Origin of the sequence: Nonomuraea corallina, from assembly GCF_027620315.1 — a bacterium.
Taxonomy (GTDB): Bacteria; Actinomycetota; Actinomycetes; order Streptosporangiales; family Streptosporangiaceae; genus Nonomuraea; species Nonomuraea corallina.
Genome location: NZ_JAPNNL010000134.1, coordinates 1 through 21,080, shown reverse-complemented (window position 1 = coordinate 21,080; position 21,080 = coordinate 1). Strand labels below are relative to the sequence as shown.

19 protein-coding genes, 3 tRNA genes and 2 pseudogenes are annotated in these 21,080 nt (G+C 72.4%); 11 read left to right on the top strand and 13 right to left on the bottom strand.

Annotated elements, in window-relative coordinates:
* Positions 1-40: 40 nt before the first annotated feature.
* On the bottom strand, positions 41-1,348 hold the full coding sequence (locus OUY22_RS26830; RefSeq protein ID WP_270157942.1) for an MFS transporter: 1,308 nt from the start codon (positions 1,346-1,348) through the stop codon (positions 41-43).
* 91 nt (positions 1,349-1,439) lie between these two features.
* Here OUY22_RS26830 and OUY22_RS26825 point away from each other — a divergent pair, with 91 nt between their 5' ends.
* From OUY22_RS26825 to OUY22_RS26815, 3 genes are all read left to right on the top strand, one after another.
* A complete protein-coding gene (locus OUY22_RS26825) occupies positions 1,440-2,120 on the top strand; it encodes a GntR family transcriptional regulator (RefSeq protein WP_270157941.1) in 681 nt (226 codons plus the stop codon).
* Between the two features lie 11 nt (positions 2,121-2,131).
* The gene (locus tag OUY22_RS26820) at positions 2,132-2,500 is read left to right on the top strand and encodes a DUF2203 domain-containing protein (RefSeq protein ID WP_270157940.1); all 369 of its coding nucleotides are present in this window, start codon (positions 2,132-2,134) and stop codon (positions 2,498-2,500) included.
* A gap of 101 nt (positions 2,501-2,601) precedes the next feature.
* Complete coding sequence (locus OUY22_RS26815; RefSeq protein WP_270157939.1) at positions 2,602-3,135, top strand: CGNR zinc finger domain-containing protein; 534 nt, start codon at positions 2,602-2,604, stop codon at positions 3,133-3,135.
* Here OUY22_RS26815 and OUY22_RS26810 read toward each other — a convergent pair.
* Both OUY22_RS26810 and OUY22_RS26805 read right to left on the bottom strand, forming a co-directional pair.
* A complete protein-coding gene (locus tag OUY22_RS26810) occupies positions 3,111-4,334 on the bottom strand; it encodes an MFS transporter (protein WP_270157938.1) in 1,224 nt (407 codons plus the stop codon). The two genes, OUY22_RS26815 and OUY22_RS26810, sit on opposite strands and share 25 nt — an antisense overlap.
* Positions 4,335-4,361: 27 nt before the next feature.
* Positions 4,362-5,120: a VOC family protein gene (locus OUY22_RS26805; RefSeq protein WP_270157937.1), complete on the bottom strand. Its 759-nt coding sequence runs from the start codon at positions 5,118-5,120 to the stop codon at positions 4,362-4,364.
* Positions 5,121-5,269: 149 nt separating this feature from the next.
* Here OUY22_RS26805 and OUY22_RS26800 point away from each other — a divergent pair, with 149 nt between their 5' ends.
* The gene (locus OUY22_RS26800) at positions 5,270-5,899 is read left to right on the top strand and encodes an alpha-ketoglutarate-dependent dioxygenase AlkB (protein WP_270157936.1); all 630 of its coding nucleotides are present in this window, start codon (positions 5,270-5,272) and stop codon (positions 5,897-5,899) included.
* A gap of 3 nt (positions 5,900-5,902) precedes the next feature.
* Here OUY22_RS26800 and OUY22_RS26795 read toward each other — a convergent pair whose 3' ends face one another.
* From OUY22_RS26795 to OUY22_RS26775, 5 genes are all read right to left on the bottom strand, one after another.
* Positions 5,903-6,985 (bottom strand): WD40/YVTN/BNR-like repeat-containing protein, encoded by a 1,083-nt coding sequence (locus tag OUY22_RS26795; protein WP_270157935.1) that lies wholly within the window; start codon positions 6,983-6,985, stop codon positions 5,903-5,905.
* 133 nt (positions 6,986-7,118) lie between these two features.
* A tRNA-Val gene (locus OUY22_RS26790) sits at positions 7,119-7,193 on the bottom strand.
* Between the two features lies 1 nt (position 7,194).
* Positions 7,195-7,268: transfer RNA gene (locus tag OUY22_RS26785), tRNA-Cys, on the bottom strand.
* Positions 7,269-7,283: 15 nt separating this feature from the next.
* Positions 7,284-7,355, bottom strand: a tRNA-Gly gene (locus tag OUY22_RS26780).
* Between the two features lie 39 nt (positions 7,356-7,394).
* Positions 7,395-8,030 (bottom strand): ACT domain-containing protein, encoded by a 636-nt coding sequence (locus tag OUY22_RS26775; protein WP_270157934.1) that lies wholly within the window; start codon positions 8,028-8,030, stop codon positions 7,395-7,397.
* Positions 8,031-8,110: 80 nt separating this feature from the next.
* On the opposite strand from OUY22_RS26775, the gene dusB reads away from it, so the two are divergent.
* The 4 genes and pseudogenes from dusB to OUY22_RS26755 all read left to right on the top strand — a co-directional run.
* Positions 8,111-9,220, top strand: a complete 1,110-nt coding sequence (gene dusB / locus OUY22_RS26770) for a tRNA dihydrouridine synthase DusB (protein WP_270157933.1) — start codon at positions 8,111-8,113, stop codon at positions 9,218-9,220.
* Positions 9,221-9,243: 23 nt separating this feature from the next.
* Positions 9,244-9,807, top strand: a complete 564-nt coding sequence (locus OUY22_RS26765; protein ID WP_270157932.1) for a hypothetical protein — start codon at positions 9,244-9,246, stop codon at positions 9,805-9,807.
* 292 nt (positions 9,808-10,099) lie between these two features.
* On the top strand, positions 10,100-10,552 hold the full coding sequence (locus OUY22_RS26760; RefSeq protein ID WP_270157946.1) for a GNAT family N-acetyltransferase: 453 nt from the start codon (positions 10,100-10,102) through the stop codon (positions 10,550-10,552).
* A gap of 181 nt (positions 10,553-10,733) precedes the next feature.
* Positions 10,734-11,750, top strand: a pseudogene (locus OUY22_RS26755) (RNA-guided endonuclease InsQ/TnpB family protein); the annotation flags it as partial.
* 90 nt (positions 11,751-11,840) lie between these two features.
* On the opposite strand, the gene OUY22_RS26750 reads toward OUY22_RS26755, so the two are convergent.
* From OUY22_RS26750 to OUY22_RS26740, 3 genes are read right to left on the bottom strand one after another with little or no spacing between them, the layout of a single operon-like run.
* Entirely contained in the window at positions 11,841-14,339 is a 2,499-nt protein-coding gene (locus tag OUY22_RS26750; RefSeq protein WP_270157931.1) for a DEAD/DEAH box helicase, read from the bottom strand.
* 29 nt (positions 14,340-14,368) lie between these two features.
* The gene (locus OUY22_RS26745; protein WP_270157930.1) at positions 14,369-14,872 is read right to left on the bottom strand and encodes a GNAT family N-acetyltransferase; all 504 of its coding nucleotides are present in this window, start codon (positions 14,870-14,872) and stop codon (positions 14,369-14,371) included.
* Between the two features lie 6 nt (positions 14,873-14,878).
* The gene (locus OUY22_RS26740; protein ID WP_270157929.1) at positions 14,879-16,168 is read right to left on the bottom strand and encodes an acyltransferase family protein; all 1,290 of its coding nucleotides are present in this window, start codon (positions 16,166-16,168) and stop codon (positions 14,879-14,881) included.
* Positions 16,169-16,335: 167 nt separating this feature from the next.
* Here OUY22_RS26740 and OUY22_RS26735 point away from each other — a divergent pair, with 167 nt between their 5' ends.
* On the top strand, positions 16,336-17,583 hold the full coding sequence (locus tag OUY22_RS26735) for a sensor histidine kinase (RefSeq protein ID WP_270157928.1): 1,248 nt from the start codon (positions 16,336-16,338) through the stop codon (positions 17,581-17,583).
* Entirely contained in the window at positions 17,574-18,221 is a 648-nt protein-coding gene (locus OUY22_RS26730) for a response regulator (protein ID WP_270157927.1), read from the top strand. Before OUY22_RS26735 ends, OUY22_RS26730 begins: the two co-directional genes overlap by 10 nt.
* A 257-nt stretch (positions 18,222-18,478) precedes the next feature.
* On the opposite strand, the gene mihF is transcribed toward OUY22_RS26730, so the two are convergent.
* The gene (gene mihF, locus OUY22_RS26725; protein ID WP_101784984.1) at positions 18,479-18,784 is read right to left on the bottom strand and encodes an integration host factor, actinobacterial type; all 306 of its coding nucleotides are present in this window, start codon (positions 18,782-18,784) and stop codon (positions 18,479-18,481) included.
* A gap of 427 nt (positions 18,785-19,211) precedes the next feature.
* Positions 19,212-20,549, bottom strand: a complete 1,338-nt coding sequence (locus tag OUY22_RS26720; protein ID WP_270157926.1) for an ROK family protein — start codon at positions 20,547-20,549, stop codon at positions 19,212-19,214.
* A 24-nt stretch (positions 20,550-20,573) separates the two neighbouring features.
* Here OUY22_RS26720 and OUY22_RS26715 point away from each other — a divergent pair.
* Positions 20,574-21,080: pseudogene (locus OUY22_RS26715) on the top strand (MFS transporter); the annotation flags it as partial.

The following is a 21,080-nucleotide window of genomic DNA, read 5'->3' as shown; positions in this document are numbered from 1 at the left end:
CCCCCCGCGGTTGTTTCGCGGCGACTTCAGAAGGGTGGTCTCAGGCGCGCTGCGGCGACGGGCCCGGCTCGGCGGCCAGGTCGAGGTCCCGCGTCTCCGGCGCGATGGCCAGGCCCAGGGCGGTGACCGCCAGCGCGGCCACCACGTACACCGACACCGCGAGCGTGGTGCCGAACGCGTCGAACAGCTTGATGGCGATGATCGGGGCGAGGGCGCCGCCCGCGATGCCGGCCACCTGGTAGCCCATCGAGGCTCCGCTGTAGCGCAGCCGGGTGCTGAACAGCTCGGCGATGAACGCCGCCTGCGGCCCGTACATCGCCGCGTGGGTGACCAGCGCGACCACCGCGGCCACGATGATCAGGAACGTGGACCGGGTCTCCAGCAGCGGGAAGAACGCGAACACCCAGACCGCGGCGCCCACCACGCCGGCGAGGTACACCGGCCGTCTGCCGTACCGGTCCGACAGTGAGCCGAACAGCGGGATCAGCGCCAGTTGCAGGGCCGAGGCGACCAGCACCGCGTTCAGCCCCACCTGCCGGTCCAGCCCGAGCGGGCCGGTCAGGTAGACGAGGATGTACGCGGTGAAGGTGTAGAAGGCGACGTCCACGCCGATCCGGGCGGTGAAGGCCGACAGCAGCGCGCGCGGATGGGTGCGCAGCACCTCCAGCAACGGCAGCCGCGCCTTGGCGCCCTGCTGCTCGACCTCGGCGAAGAGCGGCGATTCGGTGATCTTCAGGCGGACCCACAGGCCGACGAAGACGAGCACGCCGGACAGCAGGAACGGCACCCGCCAGCCCCACGACAGGAACGCGGCGTCCGGCAGTGTGAACGACAGGAACGCGAGCAGGCCGGTGGCCAGCACGTAGCCCGCCGGCACGCCGACCTGCGGCCAGCTCGCGTTGAAGCCGCGGCGGCGGCGGTCGCCGTGCTCCAGCGACATGATCACGGCGCCGCCCCACTCGCCGCCGAGCCCCAGACCCTGCACGAACCGGAGTGTGGCCAGCATGACAGGCGCCAGGACGCCTACCGTGTCGTATCCGGGCAGCACGCCGATGAGGAACGTCGAGATGCCCATCACCAGCAGTGTCACGACCAGCACCGTCTTGCGGCCGGTGCGGTCGCCGAAGTGGCCGAACACGATGCCGCCCAGCGGCCGGGCGACGAAGGCCACCGCGTTCGTGGTCAGGGCGAGCAGGGTGGCGTTGAGCGGGTCGAAGGTCGGGAAGAAGAGCCTGCCGAAGACCAGGGTGGCGGCCGTCGTGTACAGGAAGAAGTCGTACCACTCCAGAGACGTGCCGATCAGGCTGGCGAGGATCACCCGCCGGGATTGGGAGGTGGAGCCGGGCATCGAACGCTCCTTCCGTCAGGGGGTCACTGTTTCAACGTAAGGATCGTTGAACGATTCGACAAGAGGTTTGCTCGATGATTTCCTGGACCCTGTGGATGACGCAGTAGCCGACCTGATCCAGGACCGATCCCGCCTCGGGCGCAGCAGCACCGCCGAGCGGGTCGCCGACATCATGCGCGACCGGATCACCGAAGGGCTCTTCCAGCCCGGCCAGCGCCTTTCCGAAGAGTCGATCTGCGAGGCGCTGGGCGTCTCGCGCAACACCCTGCGGGAGGCGTTCCGGCTGCTGAGCCACGAGCGGCTGCTCGACCACCGGCTCAACAGGGGGGTCTTCGTCCGCGTGCTGTCGGCCGAGGACGTCTCCGACCTCTACCGCGTGCGCCGGGTGCTCGAAGGCGCGGCCGTCCGCCGCCCCCCGACGCCGGAGGCCATGACCCTGATCAGGGAGGCGCTGGCCGACGCCGAGCGGGCCGCCGGCGGCGACGACTGGCAGGCCGTCGGCACCGCGAACATCCGCTTCCACCAGGCCCTCGTCGCGCTCAACGAGAGCCCCAGGCTGGACGAGACGATGCGCCAGCTCCTGGCCGAGCTGCGCCTGGTCTTCCACGTGATGGACAACCCGCGCGACTTCCACGAGCCGTTCGTCGCCCGCAACCGCGAGCTGCTCGCCCTGATCGAGGCCGGCGAGTCCGACCGCGCCGCCGCCTACCTCGACGGCTACCTCGACCACGCCGAGCGCCTTCTGCTCCGGGCCTACGAGCCGAACCGCTAACGTTCCCGGCTATGAACAGGCTCTTCTCCCTCGCCGAGGCCCGCTCGCTGATGCCGGTGATCCTCGCCGAGGCCGCCGAGCTCGTCGCCGCCCGCGCCGACCTCGCCGAGATCACCTACGACCGCGACACCGCCGGCGCGTCGCCGCTCGGCGGGCTGCCGGAGCTCAAGGGCATCGAGGCGCGCATGCAGGAGATCCTGGGCCGCTGGACCGGTCTCGGCCTGGAGGTGAAGGGCATCGCGCCGGTGCTGCTGGACTTCCCCGCCGTGCTCGACGGCGCGTCGGTGCGGCTGTGCTGGATCGAGGGCGAGACGGAGCTGGGCTGGTACCACCGGTCGGAGCTGGGCTTCGCGGGCCGCCGCGAACTGCCGCGAACGTAGCTGATCCGTGATGGACCAAGACGACTGATCCTCGCTCCATACTCATATGAGAATCAGTTCAGTGACCGCCGCCAGCGGCGGCTGACCCTACCCTCGGAGGCGTGGAGGCTCACTCGGCCAAGGCGATGGCGGCGCGGGCCGTCGAGCTGTGCACCGCCCTGCTGTACGAGGACGCGACGGCGGAGTCGGTGGCCCGGGTGCTGCTCGCCCACGGCGAGCGCGGGCCGCTCGACCTGGCCGAGGCCGACCTGCGGGCCATGCGGGAGGTCGCGGCCCGGCTCGTCGAGGTCCTCGCCGTGCCCGCCCCCGCCCCGGCGGCGGTCCTGCTCAACCGCCTCCTGGCGGCCGCGGCCGGGCCGCCCCGGCTCACCAGCCACGACGGCACGACCGGCTGGCACGTGCACGTCGACAGCGACGACGACGCGCCCTGGGCCGAGTGGTTCCAGGCGTCGTCGGCGCTGGCCCTGGCCGTGCTCCTGGCCGACCACCAGCGGGTCCCCGGCGGCCTGTGCGCCTCCCCGGCCTGCCGCCGGCCCTTCCTGCACGCCGGCGGGGGCAGCCCTCGCCGCTACTGCAGCCCTCGCTGCGCCACCCGCGAGCGGGTGGCCGCCTACCGCTCCACCCGCCCCGCCTGATCGTCTTTCTCCGCCCCGCCCGTCGCTCCCGGTTCCGGGCCGCGGCGGGTCCGGGGGAGTGACAGCAGGCCGTACGCCGCCACGGCCAGGAGCTGGACGGCCGCGCCCACCGCCAGGGCGAGCGCCGGCGAGCGCGCCGCCAGCGGCCCCGCCAGGACCGAACCGGCGGCGAACGAGGTGATCTTCAAGCTGGCCCCGGTCGTGAACACCTGGCTGCGCACCCGCTCCGGCGCCTCCCGGTGACGCACGGCGAGCAGCGCGGTGAGCTGCGGCCCCTGGCCGACCCCCGCTGCCGCGGCGCCCGCCACCGCCACCGCGAACGACCCGGCCACCGCCGCCACCAGGGTCCCCACCCCGATCAGCAGGGTGGACACGACCAGCATCGTGTCGCGGCTCCAGGCCTTCCCCACCCGCGCGACCACGGCGTTGGCCATCAGCGCGGCTCCGGCCGTCACCGCCAGCAGCAGCGCCCCGTACCCGGCGTCGCCCGCGAGCCGCAGGCCCAGCAGCGGCGCGGCCACGACCAGCAGGGCCACGCCCGCCATCGAGATCATGGACGTCACGGTGGCCCGCCGCAGCGCCCGGCCCCCGGCGATGGCGCGGAACCCCGCGGCGATCTCGGCCGTGACCGCCCCCGCCCGTTCCCGCCTGTGCGGCCGGAGCGGGAGCGCCCACGCCCCGGGCAGGGCCGCCGCCAGCAGCGCCACGCTCGCCGCCACCGCCGCCTCCCCGCCGGCGACGGTGGCGATCAGCGCCACGATCGCGGGCCCGGCCAGCCCCGCCACGTTGTAGCTCATCGCGTCCAGCGCGTTGGCCCGGGGCAGCCGGCCGGCCTCGACGACCAACGGCAACTGCGCGGTCCACCCGCCGTTCAGCGACGGCCCGAGCAGCCCGGTCAGCACGGCCACCCCGATCAGCACCGCGTCCGGCACCCGCCCCAGTCCGGCGAGCACGACCAGCAGCCCCGCGCCGTACCCGGCCAGGCACCAGCCCAGCACCCGGCCCGGCCGCCGCGTCCGGTCGAGCAGCACACCGAGCAGCGGCCCCCCGACCGCCGCCGACGCGGTCAGCCCGGCCAGCAGCGCGGAGGCGAGCACCGGCGACCCGGTCACGGCCAGCCCGGCGACCAGCAGCGCGGGCCCGGACATCTCATCCCCGGTGCGGGAGGCGAGAGCACCGAGCATGTAACGGGTCAGCACCCAGAAGACGTTACACCCGTACGGCGCTCAGGTCGTGCTGGTGATCACCGCGAACCGCGCCCCGTGCGGGTCGGAGAGGAAGGCCATCCGGCCGACCCGCGGCACCGTCTCCACCGGCCCGCGCGCCGTGCCGCCGAGCTCCTGGCACATGGCCACCACCGTGTCGCAGTCGGGCACCTCGAAGTACGGCCCCCAGTGCGCGGGACCGCCGGACTCCAGCCGGGCCAGCCCCGCCATCGACAACTCGCCGTCGCCGTCGGCCGGGTAGGCGACCGGATAGGTGAAGTCCCCCATGTCCATGTCCGTGAACCGCCAGCCGAAGACCGACCGGTAGAAGGCGCGGGCGTCGTCGAGGTCCGGCGTGTACAGCTCGGCCCAGGCGAGCGACCCCGGCGCGTTCACCAGGTCGAGGCCGCGCGTGCCGCCCGGCTGCCAGAGCGCGAAGTCCGCCCCCGCCGGGTCGGTGAGCTGCGCCATCCGTCCCTGCCCCTCGATGTCGAAGGGCCGGGAGCGCACCGTGCCGGCGGCCAGTTCGGCGGCCTTGACCGTCTCATCGCAGTCGAGCGTCTGGAAGTAGATCATCCAGGCCGGGCCGGTGCCCTCCTCCATCACCGAGCCGACCGCCGCCACGGTGTCGCCGCCGATCTGCCACAGACCGTATCCCTCCATGGCCGGCTCGAACCGCCAGCCGAACAGGCCGCTGTAGAAGCTCGCGGACGCCTCCAGGTCGGAACTGCCGAGGTCGACCCAGCACGGGCTGCCCGGCAGGAACTGCGTGGTGAGCATGATGTGTCCTCGGTGGGCCGCGGTGGCGCGACCCGCTGCGGCCCGAGGCGACGCCACCCGTTTCCTGTCTCGTTCCCTCTCCCTGCCCAGCCAGGCAGAACCGGCACAGTCGAAAACCTGTTTGAAAGGGATGACGTAGGATCGCAGGTATGGCGGCTGTCTACCAAGCGTCCCTGTTCGGCCTGGACGAGGAGCTCGCCGTCGGGCCGCTCGGCTCGACGGTCCGCCGCACGGACCTCGGCCGCGGCGCGTGGCTCGACGTGCGGCCGGGCTGGCTGTCGGGAGCCGACGAGCTGTTCGAGCGGCTGGCGGAGTCGGTGCCGTGGCGGGCCGAGCGCCGCAGGATGTACGACCGCGTCGTCGACGTGCCCCGGCTGCTCAAGTTCTACGAGGAGGACGAGCCGCTGCCCCACCCGGTGCTCGCCGAGGCCAGGCAGGCCCTCGACGAGCACTACCGCGACGAGCTGGGCGAGCCGTTCGCCACCGCCGGCCTGTGCTACTACCGTGACGGCCGCGACAGCGTCGCCTGGCACGGCGACACCATCGGCCGGGGAGCCGACCAGGACACGATGGTGGCCATCCTGTCAGTCGGCCACGCCCGGCCGCTGCTGCTGCGCCCGCGCGGCGGCGGCCCCTCACTCCGCTACGACCTGGGCCACGGCGACCTCGTCGTGATGGGCGGCAGCTGCCAGCGCACCTGGGAGCACGCCGTCCCCAAGACCACCCGTCCGGCGGGGCCGCGCATCAGCGTGCAGTTCCGTCCGCGCGGCGTCCGCTGAGGGTCACCGGCGCAGGGTGAGCCTGGCGACGCGGCCCTGCTCGCCCGCGGCCCAGCAGGACAGGTCCCGGGTGCAGGCCACCGTGTCGAAGGACCCCGGGTCGAACGTCCGCCAGGTCCGCCCGCCGTCGTAGGTGACGTCGCTCCCGGTCGGCCCCACCGCGATCGCCGCGAACGGCAGGTGCGGCAGCCACGTCACCCCCGACCGGTAGGCGGGCGGCGGGACCGCCGACGGCTGCCAGGTGGCTCCGCCGTCGCGGGTGACGGCGGCCGCGTCCGGTGACGGCAGACCGGGCTGGAAGTCGCCGCCCACCGCGATGCCGTGCCACCCGTCGCGGAAGGCCAGCGCGAACACGCCCCGGGCCGGATCGCCCCCGGGGATGGGCGTGTCGGCCACCGTCCAGGTGAGCCCCCGGTCCCGTGAGTGGAACACCCGGGCCCGCTCCGCCCCGCCGGCGGCCAGCCAGACGTCCCGCGAACCCGCCGTCACCAGGCACTGCCCGCTCGCCGCGAACCCGGCCTCGCCCGGCAGCGCCTCCGGCATCCCGTCCGAAGGCAGCACCCGCCAGCTCCGCCCGCCGTCCTCGGTGGCCAGGATGCGGAACCTGCCGTCGACCGGGTCGCTCATCGCCAGCCCATGCCGCCGGTCGAAGAAGGCCATGCAGTCGTAGAAGGCGCGCGGCTCGTCGTTCCTGAACGTCTCGGTCCACGTCCGGCCGCCGTCGTCCGTACGATAGACCCGCGAGTCGGAGCCCTCGCCGATGGACAGCGCCACGGCCCGGCGGGCGTCGAACGCCTCCACGTCCCTGAACTGCAGCGCCTCGGCGCCGGGCGGCGAGACGTTCTGCCAGCTCCGGCCGCCGTCGACGGTCCGCAGGACGGTCCCCGCCGAGCCGGAGGCCCAGGCCACGTGCCGGCTCACCGGAGACAGCCCACGTAACCGGGCGCTCACCCCGGTCGCCTGCGTCTCCCACCCGAGCGCCTGCGTCTCCCACCCGGGCGACGGCGTCGCCGCCTGAGCGGGCGGGGGAGCGGAGGCGAGCAGGCAGGCGGCGGACAGCACGCTCAACGCGAGTCTCAGTCTCATGCCGGGCAACCTAACCCACCGCTTCACTTCGCGTCCACGCGCGCGGTCAGGCCGCCGAAGAGCCGCAGGGGGCGCGGGGGCCGCAGGGGCCGCACATGCGAGAGCCCCCGGCGGGGCCGGGGGCTCGTCGAGGTGGTGGACGATACTGGGATTGAACCAGTGACCTCTTCCGTGTCAGGGAAGCGCTCTCCCGCTGAGCTAATCGTCCATGGAGGTGGAGACGGGATTTGAACCCGCGTGCACGGCTTTGCAGGCCGCTGCCTCGCCTCTCGGCCACTCCACCGGGGCGACCTCTCCGAGCGGAAGACGGGATTCGAACCCGCGACCCTCACCTTGGCAAGGTGATGCTCTACCCCTGAGCCACTTCCGCATTGCCCGACTACTGTAGCGAATTTCCCGCCGCCTCGCCTCACCCGCGCAACTGGCGGGCGACGCTCCGCTCCGTGGCCGGCATCATCAGGAAGATCTCCAGGATGCGGGTCAGGCGGTGCACCTCGATGCGGTGGAAGGCGGGGCCGTCGGAGCGGGCCAGCAGGAGCGTGAGGGCCAGCGGCGGCAGCGGGGCGTGGATGACGTGCAGGCCGCCCTCCAGCGTGGTGGCCGCGGGCCGAGCCGGGACCGGGTCGGGCAGCGGCACCTCGTGCGGGGCGCGCCAGCTGGCGTAGACGACGCCGTCGGCGGTGGCGGTCGCGGCCCAGTCGGCGCTGAACAGCACCGGCAGCGAGTCGACGAGCGTCGTCAGGCCGCGCTCGCCCGCTGTCGTGACGTACTTGAGGATCTCCAGCTCGGGGTAGGTGCCGACGGCCTCGCGGGTGGGCCAGACGCCTTCGACGGCGACGCCGGGCACGGTGGTGAGGCGCTCGCGCAGCATCTCGACGGTGGTGCCGTCGGGGCAGAACACGGTGATGTCGTCCACCGCCCTGCCCTCGCCCCGCTCCAGGACGATCATCTGGGTGATGTCGGCTCCGGCGTCGCCGAGCGCCTGGGTGATCCGCGCCAGCGAGCCCGGCCGGTCGGGCAGCGCGACGCGCACGCGTAGCAGCATCAGTCCCCTTCCCCCGCACGTCGGAGCCAGCGTATCGGGCGAATACCGCTCCCTGGCGGACGTGCGCTACAACTGGGCGCATGAAGATTGGGCCGATCGAGGTGTGGCCGCCCGTCGTGCTGGCGCCGATGGCGGGCATCACGAACGCGCCGTTCCGGGTGCTCTGCCGGGAGCAGGGCGGCGGCCTGTTCGTGTGCGAGATGATCACCTCGCGGGCCCTGGCGGAGCGGAACGCCAAGACCATGAAGATGATCCGCTTCGCCGAGTCCGAGCGGCCCAGGAGCCTGCAGCTGTACGGGGTCGACCCCCGGACCGTGGGCCGGGCGGTCAAGATGGTCGCCGAGGAGGACCTGGCCGACCACGTCGACCTCAATTTCGGCTGCCCCGTGCCCAAGGTCACCCGGCGCGGGGGCGGCTCCGCGCTGCCGTACAAGCGCAACCTGCTGCGGCGGATCCTGCGTGAGGCGGTGGCGAACGCGGGCCCGCTCCCCGTGACCATGAAGATGCGGATGGGCATCGACGACGACCACCTGACCTACCTCGACGCCGGCCGCATCGCCGCCGAGGAGGGCGTGGCCGCGGTGGCGCTGCACGCGCGGACCGCGCGCCAGCACTACGGCGGGACGGCCGACTGGGACGCGATCGCGCGGCTCAAGGAGGCCGTGCCGGAGATCCCGGTGCTGGGCAACGGCGACATCTGGTGCGCCGACGACGCGCTGCGGATGGTCGCCAGGACCGGGTGCGACGGCGTGGTCGTGGGCCGGGGCTGCCTGGGCCGGCCGTGGCTGTTCGCCGACCTGGCCAACGCGTTCGCCGGCAGCCCCGAGCGGGCCCGGCCGTCGCTCGGCGAGGTGGCCGCGACGATGGCCAGGCACGCCACGATGATGGTCGAGACGTTCGACACCGAGCGCTACGCGATCGCCGACTTCCGCAAGCACATCGGCTGGTACCTCAAGGGCTTCACCGTCGGCGCGGAGCTGAGGCGCAAGGTGACGACCGCCGGGTCGCTGGACGAGCTGCGGGAGGGCCTGGCCGAGCTCGACCCGGACCAGCCGTGGCCGCCGAACACCGACACGCCGCGCGGCAAGTCCGGCGAACGCGGCAAGGTCCACCTGCCGGACGGCTGGCTGGACGACCCGTGGGACACCGTGGTGCCCGAGGACGCGGAGTCGGACGTCTCCGGGGGTTAGCCGCGCGCTCGTACGATGTCGCCATGATGTCGACGCTCTTACTGGCCGCGGCGGTGGCCATCCCCAACGGGTTCATGCTGTACGAGAAGGCCGCGGCCAAGAAGGATGACAATCCCGAGCACAGCTGGGAGGTCACCAGGAGGACCTCGGCCAAGCTGGTGGTCAATCCGTGCGACAGGTCCACGCTCGCCCGGTCCGGGCGCGAGGCGGCCAAGACCCTGATCTACACGGCCGTGCCCGACTACTCCAAGTCCGAGCAGGTGATCCTCTACACCTCCAAGGCCACGGCCAAGAAGGCGATGCGGGACCTTCGTGCCGCGGTCCGCGCCTGCGGCACCAAGAACTACCGCTACTCCGGCAAGAAGGTGAAGCTGGGCGACGAGTCTCTCGCCGTCATAGGCCAGGCCTACAGCCGGGGGAAGCCGGCCATCGGCGGCGAGCGCGGCATCGTGACGCGGCGGGCGAACGCGCTGGTGATCTACACGGTCGGAGGGGAGTGGGGCCCGCCCGCCACTGCGGACTTCAGGATGCAGCTCAAGGACAGCAGGAAGATGCTGGGCAAGATCTGCAAGATTGCCGCCTGCTGACCAGGCCGTATCATGAAATGTCACGATCTTGGGACATTGTCATGACACGACATCAACCATCGTGACGCGATTATAAGGACGACAGGCGTGTGCCGGGATGTCCTTGCCAGTCCATCCCGGCACACGGCTTTTTCTTTTCCCGCCGGGTGCCGGGGCTGCCGCACGCGGGGGCCAGCCCGGACCCCGGCGAGAAGCCCCCTTCCGTAAAAGCGCCGACTTGTGCCGGACATATCCCCTTAACACAGGAGATATAGGGTCGATCGGCGAGTGAAGGGGGTCATCCTTGGAGATCGTGGTCGACGACCTCACCGGCGAAGAGATCGCCAAGTTCCTGGAAGAGCACGTCCAGGAGATGCTGTCCACCACACCGCTGGAAAGCAAGCACGCCCTCGACCTCGACGGGCTGCGCCGTCCCGAGATCACGTTCTGGTCGGTCTGGGACGAGGGCACCCTGGTCGGCTGCGGAGCCGTCAAAAGGCTCGACACCGAACACGCCGAGCTCAAATCCATGCGCACCGCCACAGCTCGCAAACGCGGCGGAGTGGGATCCTTCCTGCTGACCCACATCATCGCCGAGGCCACACGCATGGGATTCGCCCGGATCAGTCTGGAAACCGGCTCGGGAGAGTTCTTCCTGCCCGCCAGAAGGCTGTACGAGAAGTTCGGATTCGCCTACTGCGAGCCGTTCGCGGATTATCGACCCGACCCCAACAGCGTTTTCATGACCCTGGCCCTGCCGCGCTGACGCGGCGGAGCCAGCTCACCGTCCGGCCGCCGTACCCGCTACCTGGGTCGTCCGCAGTGCTCCGGCCTTCAGTCCGGGGGTGAAGCAGCTACCCGGCTCAGACCGGGCGGTTCTGCTCGATGTACTGCCGCAGGACACTGATCGCGGCGCCACCCACGCTTCCTGCGAAGCAGGAGCCTGACCACACGTCTCGGACGGGGACCTGTCCAAACTGGTGATCACGCAGGCGAAGCAGACGCCGGAACGCGCCTGGCTGGGCGAGGTCTCCGCCGTGGTGCTCCAGCAGGCGCTCGCGGACCTGAACATGGCCTGCCGCAACTTCTTCGCCTCGATCACCGGCAGGCGCAAAGGCCCGAAAGTCGCACCGCCCCGCTACCGCTCCCGCAAGGACAACCGGCAGGCGGTCCGGTTCACCAAGAACGCCCGCTTCACGGTCACGGCGGGCGGGAAGCTGCGCCTGCCGAAGATCGGCGACGTGCCGGTGCGATGGTCTCGTGATCTGCCCGCCGAGCCCTCCAGCGTGACGGTCATCAAGGACGCGGCGGGGCGGTACTTCGCCTCGTTCGTGGTCGAGACCGGCGCGGATCCGTTGCCGCGGACGCCGGACGAGGTCGGTATCGATCTGGGGCTCACCCACTTCGCGGTGCTCTCAGACGGCCGGAAGATCGACAACCCGAGGTTTCTGCGCCGTGCCGGACGACGGTTGAAGAAGGCTCAGCAGGCCCTGTCCCGCAAGGCCAAGGGGTCGGCGAACCGGAAGAAGGCCGCGGCCCGAGTCGCCCGTGCTCACGTCAGGGTGGCCGACGCGCGCCGGGACTTCGCGCACAAGCTCTCCACGCAGATCATCCGCGACAACCAAGCGGTGTACGTGGAGGACCTGTGTGTGAAGGGCCTGGCCCGCACCCGGCTGGCAAAGAGCGTTCACGATGCGGGCTGGTCGCAGTTCGTGACCATGCTGGAGTACAAAGCCGGCCTGTACGGCCGGGGCTTCGCCAAGGTCGGCCGGTTCTTCCCATCGAGCAGGTCGTGCTCGGCGTGCGGCGCCGTGGCGGGCACGATGCCGCTGAACATCCGGTCGTGGACCTGCCCGTGCGGAGCAGTCCACGACCGGGACGTCAACGCCGCGATCAACATCCTCGCCGCCGGACGGGCGGAGAGGCTGAACGCCTGTGGAGGGACCGTAAGACCCGCCGCCTAGCGGAGGGCGCGACCCGGCGAAACAGGAAGCCACAGAGGTGCCGCACGTACGGCACGGGCTGAGTCTCCGACCTTCAGGCCGGAGAGCGCGTCAAAGCCGGTTGAGGCCCTGGACGTGGATGACGGCCCGGCCTTCCTCGTCGGACGCCGTCAGGTCGACCTGGGCGTCGATGCCCCAGTCGCCGTCGCCCGCGGGGTCCTTCACCGTCTGGCGGACCTTCCACAGGCCCGTCTCCTCCTCGATGCGCAGCAGCGCCGGTCCCCGGGCGTCGGCGTCGGTGAGGATCTCCTCGTGCTCGTCGTAGTAGGCGTCGAGCGCGGCCCCCCAGTCGACGTCGGGGGCGAGCTCCTCCAGCTCCGTCTCCTTCTCCAGCGCGCACAGCTCGACCAGGCGGAACATGGCGTTGCGCACCAGCACCCGGAACGCCCGCGGGTTGCCGGTGACCGGGCGCACCCGGGTCTCCAGCTGCTCCCGCCGTTCGAGCGCCTCGTCGGGGTTGGCGAGCTTCTCCCACTCGTCGATCAGGCTGGAGTCGACCTGGCGCACCAGCTCGCCGAGCCACTCGATCAGGTCGACCAGGTCCTCGGTCTTGAGGTGCTCGGGGACGGTGCGCGACAGCGTGCGGTAGGCGTCGGCCAGGTAGCGCAGCACGGTGCCCTCGGAGCGGGCCAGCTCGTAGAACTGGATGTACTCGCCGAACGTCATCGCCCGCTCGTACAGGTCGCGGACCACGGACTTGGGGCTGACGGTGTAGTCGCCGACCCAAGGGTGGCCGCGCCGGTAGGTCTCGTACGCGCCGAGCAGCAGGTCCTCCAGCGGCATCGGGTACATGACCTCGGCGAGGGCCTCCATCCGCTCCTCGTACTCGACGCCGTCGGCCTTCATCTCGGCGACCGCCTCGCCGCGCGCCTTCTTGAGCTGGGCCGACAGGATCTGGCGCGGGTCGTCCAGGATGGACTCGACGATCGACACCATGTCCAGGGCGTAGCCGGGGGACTCGCGGTCCAGCAGCTCGAAGGCGGCCAGCGCGAACGTCGACAGCGCCTGGTTGAGCGCGAAGTCCTCCTGCAGCTCGATGGTCAACCGGGCCCGGCGGCCCTGCTCGTCAGGCTCGGGGAGCTGTTCGACGACACCGCCGGCGAGCAGCGACCGGTAGATCGCGATGGCCTGGCTGATGTGCCGCCGCTGCCACTTGCGGTCCTCGTGGTTGTCGGTGAGCAGGTGCTTCATCGCCTGGAAGCAGTCGCCCGGCCGGTTGATGACGGCCAGCAGCATCGCGTTGCTCACCTTGAACCGTGACTGGAGCGGCTCCGGCTCGGCCTGCTGCAGCTTCTGGAACGTCTCCTCGCTCCAGCCGACGAACCCCTCCGGCGGCTTCTTGCGGGCGTAGCCGCGCCGCCGCTTCGGGTCGTCGCCGATCTTGGCCAGCGCGCGGGCGTTCTCGATGTCGTGCTCGGGGGCCTGGCAGGAGACATAGCCGATGGTGTCGAAACCGGCCCGGCCGGCCCGGCCGGCGATCTGGTGGAACTCGCGGGCGCGCAGCCGCCGCACCTTGCTGCCGTCGTACTTGGACAGGGCGGTGAACAGCACGGTGCGGATGGGCACGTTGACGCCGACGCCGAGCGTGTCGGTGCCGCAGATGACCTTGAGCAGCCCGGCCTGGGCCAGCCGCTCCACCAGCCGGCGGTACTTCGGCAGCATGCCGGCGTGGTGGACGCCGATGCCGTGGCGGACCAGACGCGACAGGGCGCGGCCGAAGCGCGTGGTGAATCGGAAGTGGCCGATCATCGCGGAGATCGCCTCCTTCTCGGCCTTGGTGCACATGTTGATGCTCATCAGCGACTGGGCCCGCTCCATGGCGGCCGCCTGGGTGAAGTGGACCACGTAGACCGGGGCCTGGCCGGTGGTCAGCATCTCCTCCAGCGTTTCGTGCAGCGGCGTCATCCGGTAGGAGTAGACCAGCGGGACGGGCCGCTCGGCGTTCTTGACCACCGCGGTCGGGCGGCCGGTGCGCCGGGTCAGGTCGCGCTCGAACATGGCCACGTCGCCGAGCGTCGCCGACATCAGCACGAACTGCACGTGCGGCAGCTCCAGCAGCGGCACCTGCCAGGCCCAGCCGCGGTCGGGCTCGGCGTAGAAGTGGAACTCGTCCATCACCACCTGGCCGATGTCGGCCCTGGCGCCGTCGCGCAGCGCCACGTTGGCCAGGATCTCGGCGGTGCAGCAGATGATCGGCGCCCCCGGGTTGACGCTGGCGTCGCCCGTCATCATGCCGACGTTCTCGGTGCCGAAGACGGCGCACAGGTCGAAGAACTTCTCCGACACCAGGGCCTTGATCGGCGCGGTGTAGAAGGTGCGCTGGTCGCGGGTGAGCGCGGCGAAGTGGGCGCCCGCGGCGACCAGGCTCTTGCCCGAGCCCGTGGGGGTGGCCAGGATCAGGTTGCTGCCTGAGACCACCTCGATGAGCGCCTCCTCCTGGGCGGGATAGAGCGTGAGCCCCCTCTCGGCGTTCCAGGAGGCGAACGCTTCGTAGATGGTGTCGGGATCGGCGTCGATCTCTTCCGGCAGGCGGTCGATGAGAAGGCTCACCCCTCTATCCTGCCGAAGCCCGGAGGGTGCTAGGACCCCAGATCGAGTTGGAGCAGCGTGGTGTCGATCCAGCGGCCGTGCTTGAACCCCACTCCGCGCAGCCGCCCCGCCTCGGTGAACCCGAAGGCGGCGTGCAGCCGGAGCGAGGCCGCCTCCTCCCCGCTGCCGGCGACGACCGCGACGAGCTGGCGTGCCCCGGCGAGCCTGGCGGCGGGGATCAGCTCGCCCAGCAGCAGCCTGCCCAGCCCGCGCCCGGTCGCCTCCGGCGCGAGATAGACCGAGTCCTCCAGCGTGTGCCGGTAGGCGGGCTTGGGGCGGTATCGGGTGGCGTAGGCGTAGCCGAGCACCGCGCCGTCCTCCTCGGCCACCAGGAACGGCGACCCCGTTCCGGTGATCGCCGCCGCCTTGGCCCGCCACTCGTCACGCGACGGCGGCGTCTCGTCGAAGGTGGCGACGGTCTCGGTGACGTAGTGGGCGTAGATGCGGGTGACGGCCGGCAGGTCGGCCTCGGCCACGGGACGGACGGTCGTCATGGCGTGTCATTGTGCCCCGGTGAGATGACGGGCGCGTTTCGGCGGGCTCACCGAGGTCAGCCAGAGCCCGGCCGCGACCGCGGCCACCGCGAGCACCGGTGCGGGCTCCGGTGCGAACCCGCGCACGGTCAGCGCCAGCAGCCCGCCGCCGATCAGCGCGGCGGCGGCCAGCGCGGTGCCCCAGGTCGCGGCCCCGTACGCGAAGGCGGGCGGGTCCTCGTACCGGGCGAACCGGCGCAGCAGCGGCCAGAGCACCAGGGACAGCAGCCCGAACCAGAGCGGCCAGCCGGTGAACCAGCCCACGCTGCCCGGTTGCGGCGTCGACGCGCCCAGGCCGACCACGAGCACACCCGTCACCGCGAACAGCGCCGGCATGTGCCACAGGTACGCGGTCATCATCCGCGGCCCCGCCCAGCGCAGCAGGCGGCGCAGCGGCAGCCGCAGGATCCGCTCCCGCAGCAGCAGGGCCAGCCCCACCTGCCCGAACCCGACGGCCATGATCGCGAGCGTGGGCGGCGCCATGTTCGAGGTCTCGGCCCCCGGCAGCCCGATCATGCTGCCGGGGTACGGGCCGGCCGCCACCAGCAGCGCCGCCGTCCCGTACCCGAAGGCCGCCAGCAGGCCCGGCCGCGTCAGGCGCCCGTCCGCGTACAGGAATCCGAGCTGGTGCACCGCCAGCCAGACGAAGACCACGTTCAGGTAACCCACCGCGTCGACCCCGGACGCGAACCGGGCCACGTCCGTCAGCACCGCCCCGGCGGCCAGCGCCGCCGGGACGCGCGCCCCGTACCGTTCGTGCAGCCCCAGCAGGTACGGGGTCGCGACCACGGCGACGAGGTAGACGGCGAGGAACCAGAGCAGCTGGCCCGTCAGCCGCGCTCCGGTCTCCAGCGGCTGCTCGGGCACGCCCAGCGCCAGCAGCAGGTGCGGCAGCGGGACCCACACCGCCGCCAGCGGCAGCAGCGGCCAGGCCAGCCGCCGCAGCCGGCCTGTCAGCCAGCGGGGCCCGCCGGCGGGGGAGCGGCCGAAGCTGATCGCGTTGGCCGCGCCGCCCGCGAAGAACACCAGCGGCATCACCTGGCTGATCCACGTCACCACCCACATGCCCGGGGTGGCCAGCGCGTTGCCGGTGGTCAGCCGGACGCCGTCGTAGCCGAGCACCGGGACGGTCCAGTGCTGCAGCACCACCAGCGCCATCCCGAACACCCGCAGGAGGTCGAGGAACGGGTCGCGCGGCGCGGCCGGCGCCGTGCGTGGTCGCTCCAGCAGGACGGTCATGGGGATGCCTCGATTCATCGGGGGGACGATGTCTCCAGGCTTCCGGCCGCGGCCGTCCGGCACAGTGCCGTGAGCCGCCGTCTTCGAGGCGGGCGGCCGTGACCGCCGGGGGTAAGGCTGTCCCCACCCCGATACACCGGCATACCGGCTCGAAACGGGTGTGCCGCGGGCTTAGCGTTGGTGCCATGCGCTCCCTGATCAGGCGGATCCTGCTGGACACCCGCTACACGCTCGTGGGCTTCCCCGCGGCCGTGCTCGCCTTCCCGATCACGGTCGCCGGCCTGGCCGCCGGTGTCGGCACCTCGGTGGTGTGGGTCGGCGTGCCGATCCTGGCCGGGACGCTGCTGATCGCCCGCGCGTTCGCCGACGGGGAGCGCGGCTGGCTCTCCGACGTGCTCGGACGCCCGCCCGTGCGTCCCCGCTACAAGGCGCCGCCGGTCGGCGCGGGCCGCTTCCGGCGGCTCATCAACCCGCTCACCAGCGGACAGTCCTGGCTCGACCTGTTGCACACCATCGTGAACTTCCCGATCGCGCTGGTGTCGTTCGTGCTCACCGTCGTCTTCTGGGCGGTCCCGCTCGCCGGCCTGACCTGGCCCGTCTACGGCATCTTCCTGTCGCGCATCCCGGACAACCGGGAGCTGCCCGAACTGCTCGGCCTGGGCGACGGCTACCTGATCAACACCGTCTTCTACATGGCGATCGGTCTGCTGTTCCTGATGATCATGCCGTTCGTGGTGCGCGGCGCGGCTCTGCTGCGCGCCGGGCTCGGCCGCGTGCTGCTGACCGGCGTGGCCGAGCTGCACGAACGCATCGACGACCTGGCCGAGGGCCGCGCCGCCGCCGTCTCCGCCGAGGCCAACGCGCTGCGCAAGCTGGAGCGCGACATCCACGACGGCCCGCAGCAACGGCTGGTGTCGCTGGCCATGGAGCTGTCGCGGGCGCAGCGGCAGCTCGCCAAGGACCCCGAGGCCGCCCAGGACACGATCAAGTCGGCGATCACCGCCACCCGCGACACCCTCGACGAGCTGCGGGCCCTGTCGCGCGGCATCGCGCCGCCCATCCTGTCCGACCGGGGGCTCGCGCCCGCGCTCGCCGCGCTCGCCGGCCGCAGCACCGTCCCCGTCGACCTGGACGTGCCGGAGACCGGACGGTACGACGCCGCGGTCGAGAACGCCGTCTACTTCGTCGTCGCCGAGTCGCTCACCAACGTGGCCAAGCACAGCCGCGCCACCGTCTGCACCGTCCGGCTCGCGCACACCGGTGACCGCCTGGTGCTGACCATCGGCGATGATGGGGTCGGCGGCGCGCACGTCGCCAAGGGACACGGTCTCGCCGGGCTGGCCGACCGGCTCCGCGCCGTCGACGGGGAGCTCACGGTCAGCTCACCGGAGGGCGGGCCGACGGTGATCGTAGCGGAGGTGCCGTGCGCGTAGTCGTGGCCGATGACGCCGTGCTCATCAGGGAGGGCCTGGTCAGGCTGCTCGAAGAGTTCGGCTTCGAGGTGGTGGCGGCCGTCGGCGACGGCGACGCGCTCGTCGAGGCCGTCACCGAGCACCGCCCGGACGTGTCGGTGGTGGACGTGCGGATGCCGCCCAGCTTCACCGACGAAGGGCTGCGCGCCGCCGTGCGGGCCCGGCAGCTGGTGCCCGGGGCGCCGGTGCTCATCCTGTCGCAGTACGTCGAGGTGTCCTACGCCGACGACCTGCTCGCCGACGCCAGGGGCGCGGTGGGCTACCTGCTGAAGGACCGGGTCGTGGACGTGGAGGAGTTCCTGGAGGGCCTGCGGCGGGTCGCCGCGGGCGGGACCGTGTTCGACCCGCAGGTGGTGTCGCAGTTGATGGTGCGCAGACGCAGGGACGACCCGCTCGCCTCCCTCACGCCGCGCGAGCGCGAGGTGCTGGGCCTGATGGCGGAGGGCAGGTCCAACCCCGCCATCGGCAGGCAGCTCGTCATCAGCGACGGGGCCGTGGAGAAGCACATCAGGAGCATCTTCAACAAGCTCGGCCTCTACGCCGACGACAGCGACCAGCATCGCCGGGTGCTCGCCGTCCTGGCGTACCTGCGCTCCTGAGCGCTCGCCCCGCGGCGCGACCGGGGGCCGCTCCGAGGCGGCGTTCGTGCCGGTCCCATCGGCGGCCGTGCCGACCGCCGGCCTGCCCCGGCGGAGGCCGGAGCAGCTGGCGTGCCCGCGGTCGCGGCAGCCGGAACCGGGCCTGCTTCGGGGCGGTGCGTGCCGCCCGTCAGCCCCCACTCGGCCCGGTCATCCCCTTGCGCGCGGCCGGCATCCCTCGTCGCCGGCGGGTCGCGCGGACCTGGGTGGCCCGGCTGTCAGCCGAGCGCCTCGACCAGCTTCTTGCGCTGCTGGGCGCCCAGGCCGCCGAGGCGGCGCTTCTCGTCGACGCCGGCCTCCTCCATCAGAGCGGTGGCCTTGGCCGGGCCGACGCCCTTCACGGCGCGGAGCGCCTGCGACACCTTGATCTTCTTGGCGATGTCGTCGTCACGCTCGAGCAGCTGCGAGAACGACAGCTCGCCCGCCTTGACCTTCGCCAGCAGAGCGGTCCTGGCAGCACGGGCCTCCGCGGCCTTCTCCAGCGCGGCCTTGCGCTGTTCGGGGGTGAGAGTAGGAAGTGCCATGTCTAGTTCTCTCCTCGGGGAGTTAACGATCGGGGATTCTGTTACCCGTAGTGCAGTGGCTAATCATGGCGGATACCAGCGGATCGTGTAGCGGAAAGCGTCGCTCGAGCTCTCCGCCCCGGCACGGTCCCTTCGCTGGTCCCCGCCGCCTTCTACCTGGGGGTGTCGCCGATGGGGTACGCGCCCCCGGTCGCGCGCTCTCGGGCGTCGGGTCAGGGGCAGGGTGGGATACCGGGTCCGATGGTGACCAAACGGGCTTTGACCAGGGAAGACGAGGTCAGCCGGGGCTCCAGGCAGGCCGCTCGCGAGGGCCTCGTCCTGAGGCTTGCCGCCCGACCGTCCAGGCCGCCGCGTGCCGCGTCCCGGGGCGGGGCCGGGTTCTGTCCATGATGGTTGGTTTTCGCCCTGAAGCGTGCTTTAGATCACACTAAGTTCCCGGGCGTGTCGCGGCCTGCCAGGCGGCCAATCCGGCCGGGGTGAGGAACGCGTCGAACACCGCCTCCATCGCCCCGAGCAGCGGCCCGCGCCAGCGCAGCGGCGAGGCGACGATCGGGGGCGGGCATGCCCTGCGGATGCTCATCAGCCACGGCTCGCCCGCCGCGCGCAGCTCCGCCTCCGCCCGGTCGAACAGGTCGGCGCCCAGCCCGGACAGTGTCACCACCTCGGGGTCGTGCGCGTTCACCAGGGCGGCGATCCCGCAGCCGAGCGCCTCTACCACGGCCAGGACCGCCTCGCCCGCGTCCCCGTCGCCGGCGGCGGCCCGCGCCAGGATCTCCTCGGCCTGACGTCGGCCCCGGCCGCCCCCGTACTCCAGGCCGAGCCGCCGCAGCAGCGCGTTCGCGCCCACCTCCATCCCCCAGCACCCCCGCGCCCCGCACATGCACAGCGCCGGCTCCCCGGCCTCCGCCGCGCCCAAGGACCGGCTCGCGGCCGTGACCCCCGGCGCGTGCGGGGGCCGGGTGGTGTGCAGGGGCATGTGCCCGAACTCGGCTCCGGTGCCGCCGGCCCCGGCGAGGGGCCGCCCGCCGACGACCAGCACGCCGCCGAGATCGAAGTCCACGTGCAGGTGCAGCCCCAGCCCGACCCCGCGCAGGCGGCCGCGCCGGGCCTCGGCGAGCCCGGCCAGCGCCGTGTCGTTGCCGACCCGTACGCCCTTGACGGCCGGTTCCGGCCGGATCGGCGCCGCTCCGGGACCGGCGCCGGCCGGCGGAGGGAGATGCGGGCCCGCGTGGGCGCCACGGGCGAGCAGGGCGGGGACGTCCACCGAGCGCCAGCCCAGGTGGGCGATGTCGGTCCGGCCGTCCGGGCGGACCGGGCCCGCCACCGCCACGCCCACGCCCACGACCCGGCCACCGTACCGCGCGCCGTGGGCGCCGATCGCCGCGCTCAGGGGCAGGAGCGCGTCCTCGGGGGTGCCGTCGTGGGGCCGCACCGCCAGCACGGTCACGCGACCGCCGAGCTCGCAGGCGGCCAGCTCCCAGGCGTCCTCCCTGACGTCGGCGGCGAGCACGACCGGCCCGCGCGGGTGCGGGCCCGGGACCATCGTGGGCCGCCCCCTGCCGTGCCCGGCCGCGGGCGCCTCGTGCAGCAGCTCGTCCTCGGCCAGGCCGCCCACCAGCACCGAGGCGGTTCCCCTGGCCAGGTCCAGGTCGCGGGTCAGCTGGGAGCGGGTCCTGGTCGCGCCGCCGTCGTGCACGGCGCGCAGCAGCCGGACCCGGTTGTGCGTGCGCAGTTCCCCGCTCGTGGTCGCTCCGTTTGCCCTCATGGTGATGTTTATTATGCTCTAGCCGTGAACAAAAAGCTGACAGAAGCCCGGCGTGCCCGTATCGGAGTCTTCGGTTTCTTCGTCCTGTGCGGCTTCGTCATGGGGTTATGGGCGGCGGGACTGCCGTCGCTGGACGAACGGCTGGGGCTCGGCGCGGCCCGGCTCGGCAGCGTCCTGCTCCTCATCTCGGCCGGCGCGCTGGTGTCCATGCTGGCGGCGGGGCCGCTCGTGGACCGGCTCTCCAGCCGGAGGGTCTGCTGGGTGGCCGGGCCGGTCTCCGCGTTCGCGCTGCTCGGGCCGGCGCTCGCGACCGGGTACGGCATGCTGGCGGGCCTGGCCGTGCTGTTCGGGCTGGGACTGGGCGTGACCGAGGTGGCCATGAACGCCCACTCCGTCGAGGTCGAGCGGCGCTACGGGCGGCCGATCATCTCAGCCTTCCACGGCGCCTGGAGCCTGGGCGGCGCGGCGGCCGGCGCGCTGACCGCGCTGGCGCTCAGTGCGGGCGCGGACGCCCAGGCGCTGCTCGTGGTC

Excerpts from the sequence above, each read along its gene's own strand:
- OUY22_RS26830 (WP_270157942.1), bottom strand. The coding sequence starts at position 1,348 with ATGCCCGGCTCCACCTCCCAATCCCGGCGGGTGATCCTCGCCAGCCTG.
- OUY22_RS26820 (WP_270157940.1), top strand. The coding sequence starts at position 2,132 with ATGAACAGGCTCTTCTCCCTCGCCGAGGCCCGCTCGCTGATGCCGGTG.
- OUY22_RS26805 (WP_270157937.1), bottom strand. The coding sequence starts at position 5,120 with ATGCTCACCACGCAGTTCCTGCCGGGCAGCCCGTGCTGGGTCGACCTC.
- OUY22_RS26800 (WP_270157936.1), top strand. The coding sequence starts at position 5,270 with ATGGCGGCTGTCTACCAAGCGTCCCTGTTCGGCCTGGACGAGGAGCTC.
- OUY22_RS26795 (WP_270157935.1), bottom strand. The coding sequence starts at position 6,985 with ATGAGACTGAGACTCGCGTTGAGCGTGCTGTCCGCCGCCTGCCTGCTC.
- OUY22_RS26775 (WP_270157934.1), bottom strand. The coding sequence starts at position 8,030 with ATGCTGCTACGCGTGCGCGTCGCGCTGCCCGACCGGCCGGGCTCGCTG.
- dusB (WP_270157933.1), top strand. The coding sequence starts at position 8,111 with ATGAAGATTGGGCCGATCGAGGTGTGGCCGCCCGTCGTGCTGGCGCCG.
- OUY22_RS26765 (WP_270157932.1), top strand. The coding sequence starts at position 9,244 with ATGATGTCGACGCTCTTACTGGCCGCGGCGGTGGCCATCCCCAACGGG.
- OUY22_RS26745 (WP_270157930.1), bottom strand. The coding sequence starts at position 14,872 with ATGACGACCGTCCGTCCCGTGGCCGAGGCCGACCTGCCGGCCGTCACC.
- OUY22_RS26740 (WP_270157929.1), bottom strand. The coding sequence starts at position 16,168 with ATGAATCGAGGCATCCCCATGACCGTCCTGCTGGAGCGACCACGCACG.
- OUY22_RS26735 (WP_270157928.1), top strand. The coding sequence starts at position 16,336 with ATGCGCTCCCTGATCAGGCGGATCCTGCTGGACACCCGCTACACGCTC.
- mihF (WP_101784984.1), bottom strand. The coding sequence starts at position 18,784 with ATGGCACTTCCTACTCTCACCCCCGAACAGCGCAAGGCCGCGCTGGAG.
- OUY22_RS26720 (WP_270157926.1), bottom strand. The coding sequence starts at position 20,549 with ATGAGGGCAAACGGAGCGACCACGAGCGGGGAACTGCGCACGCACAAC.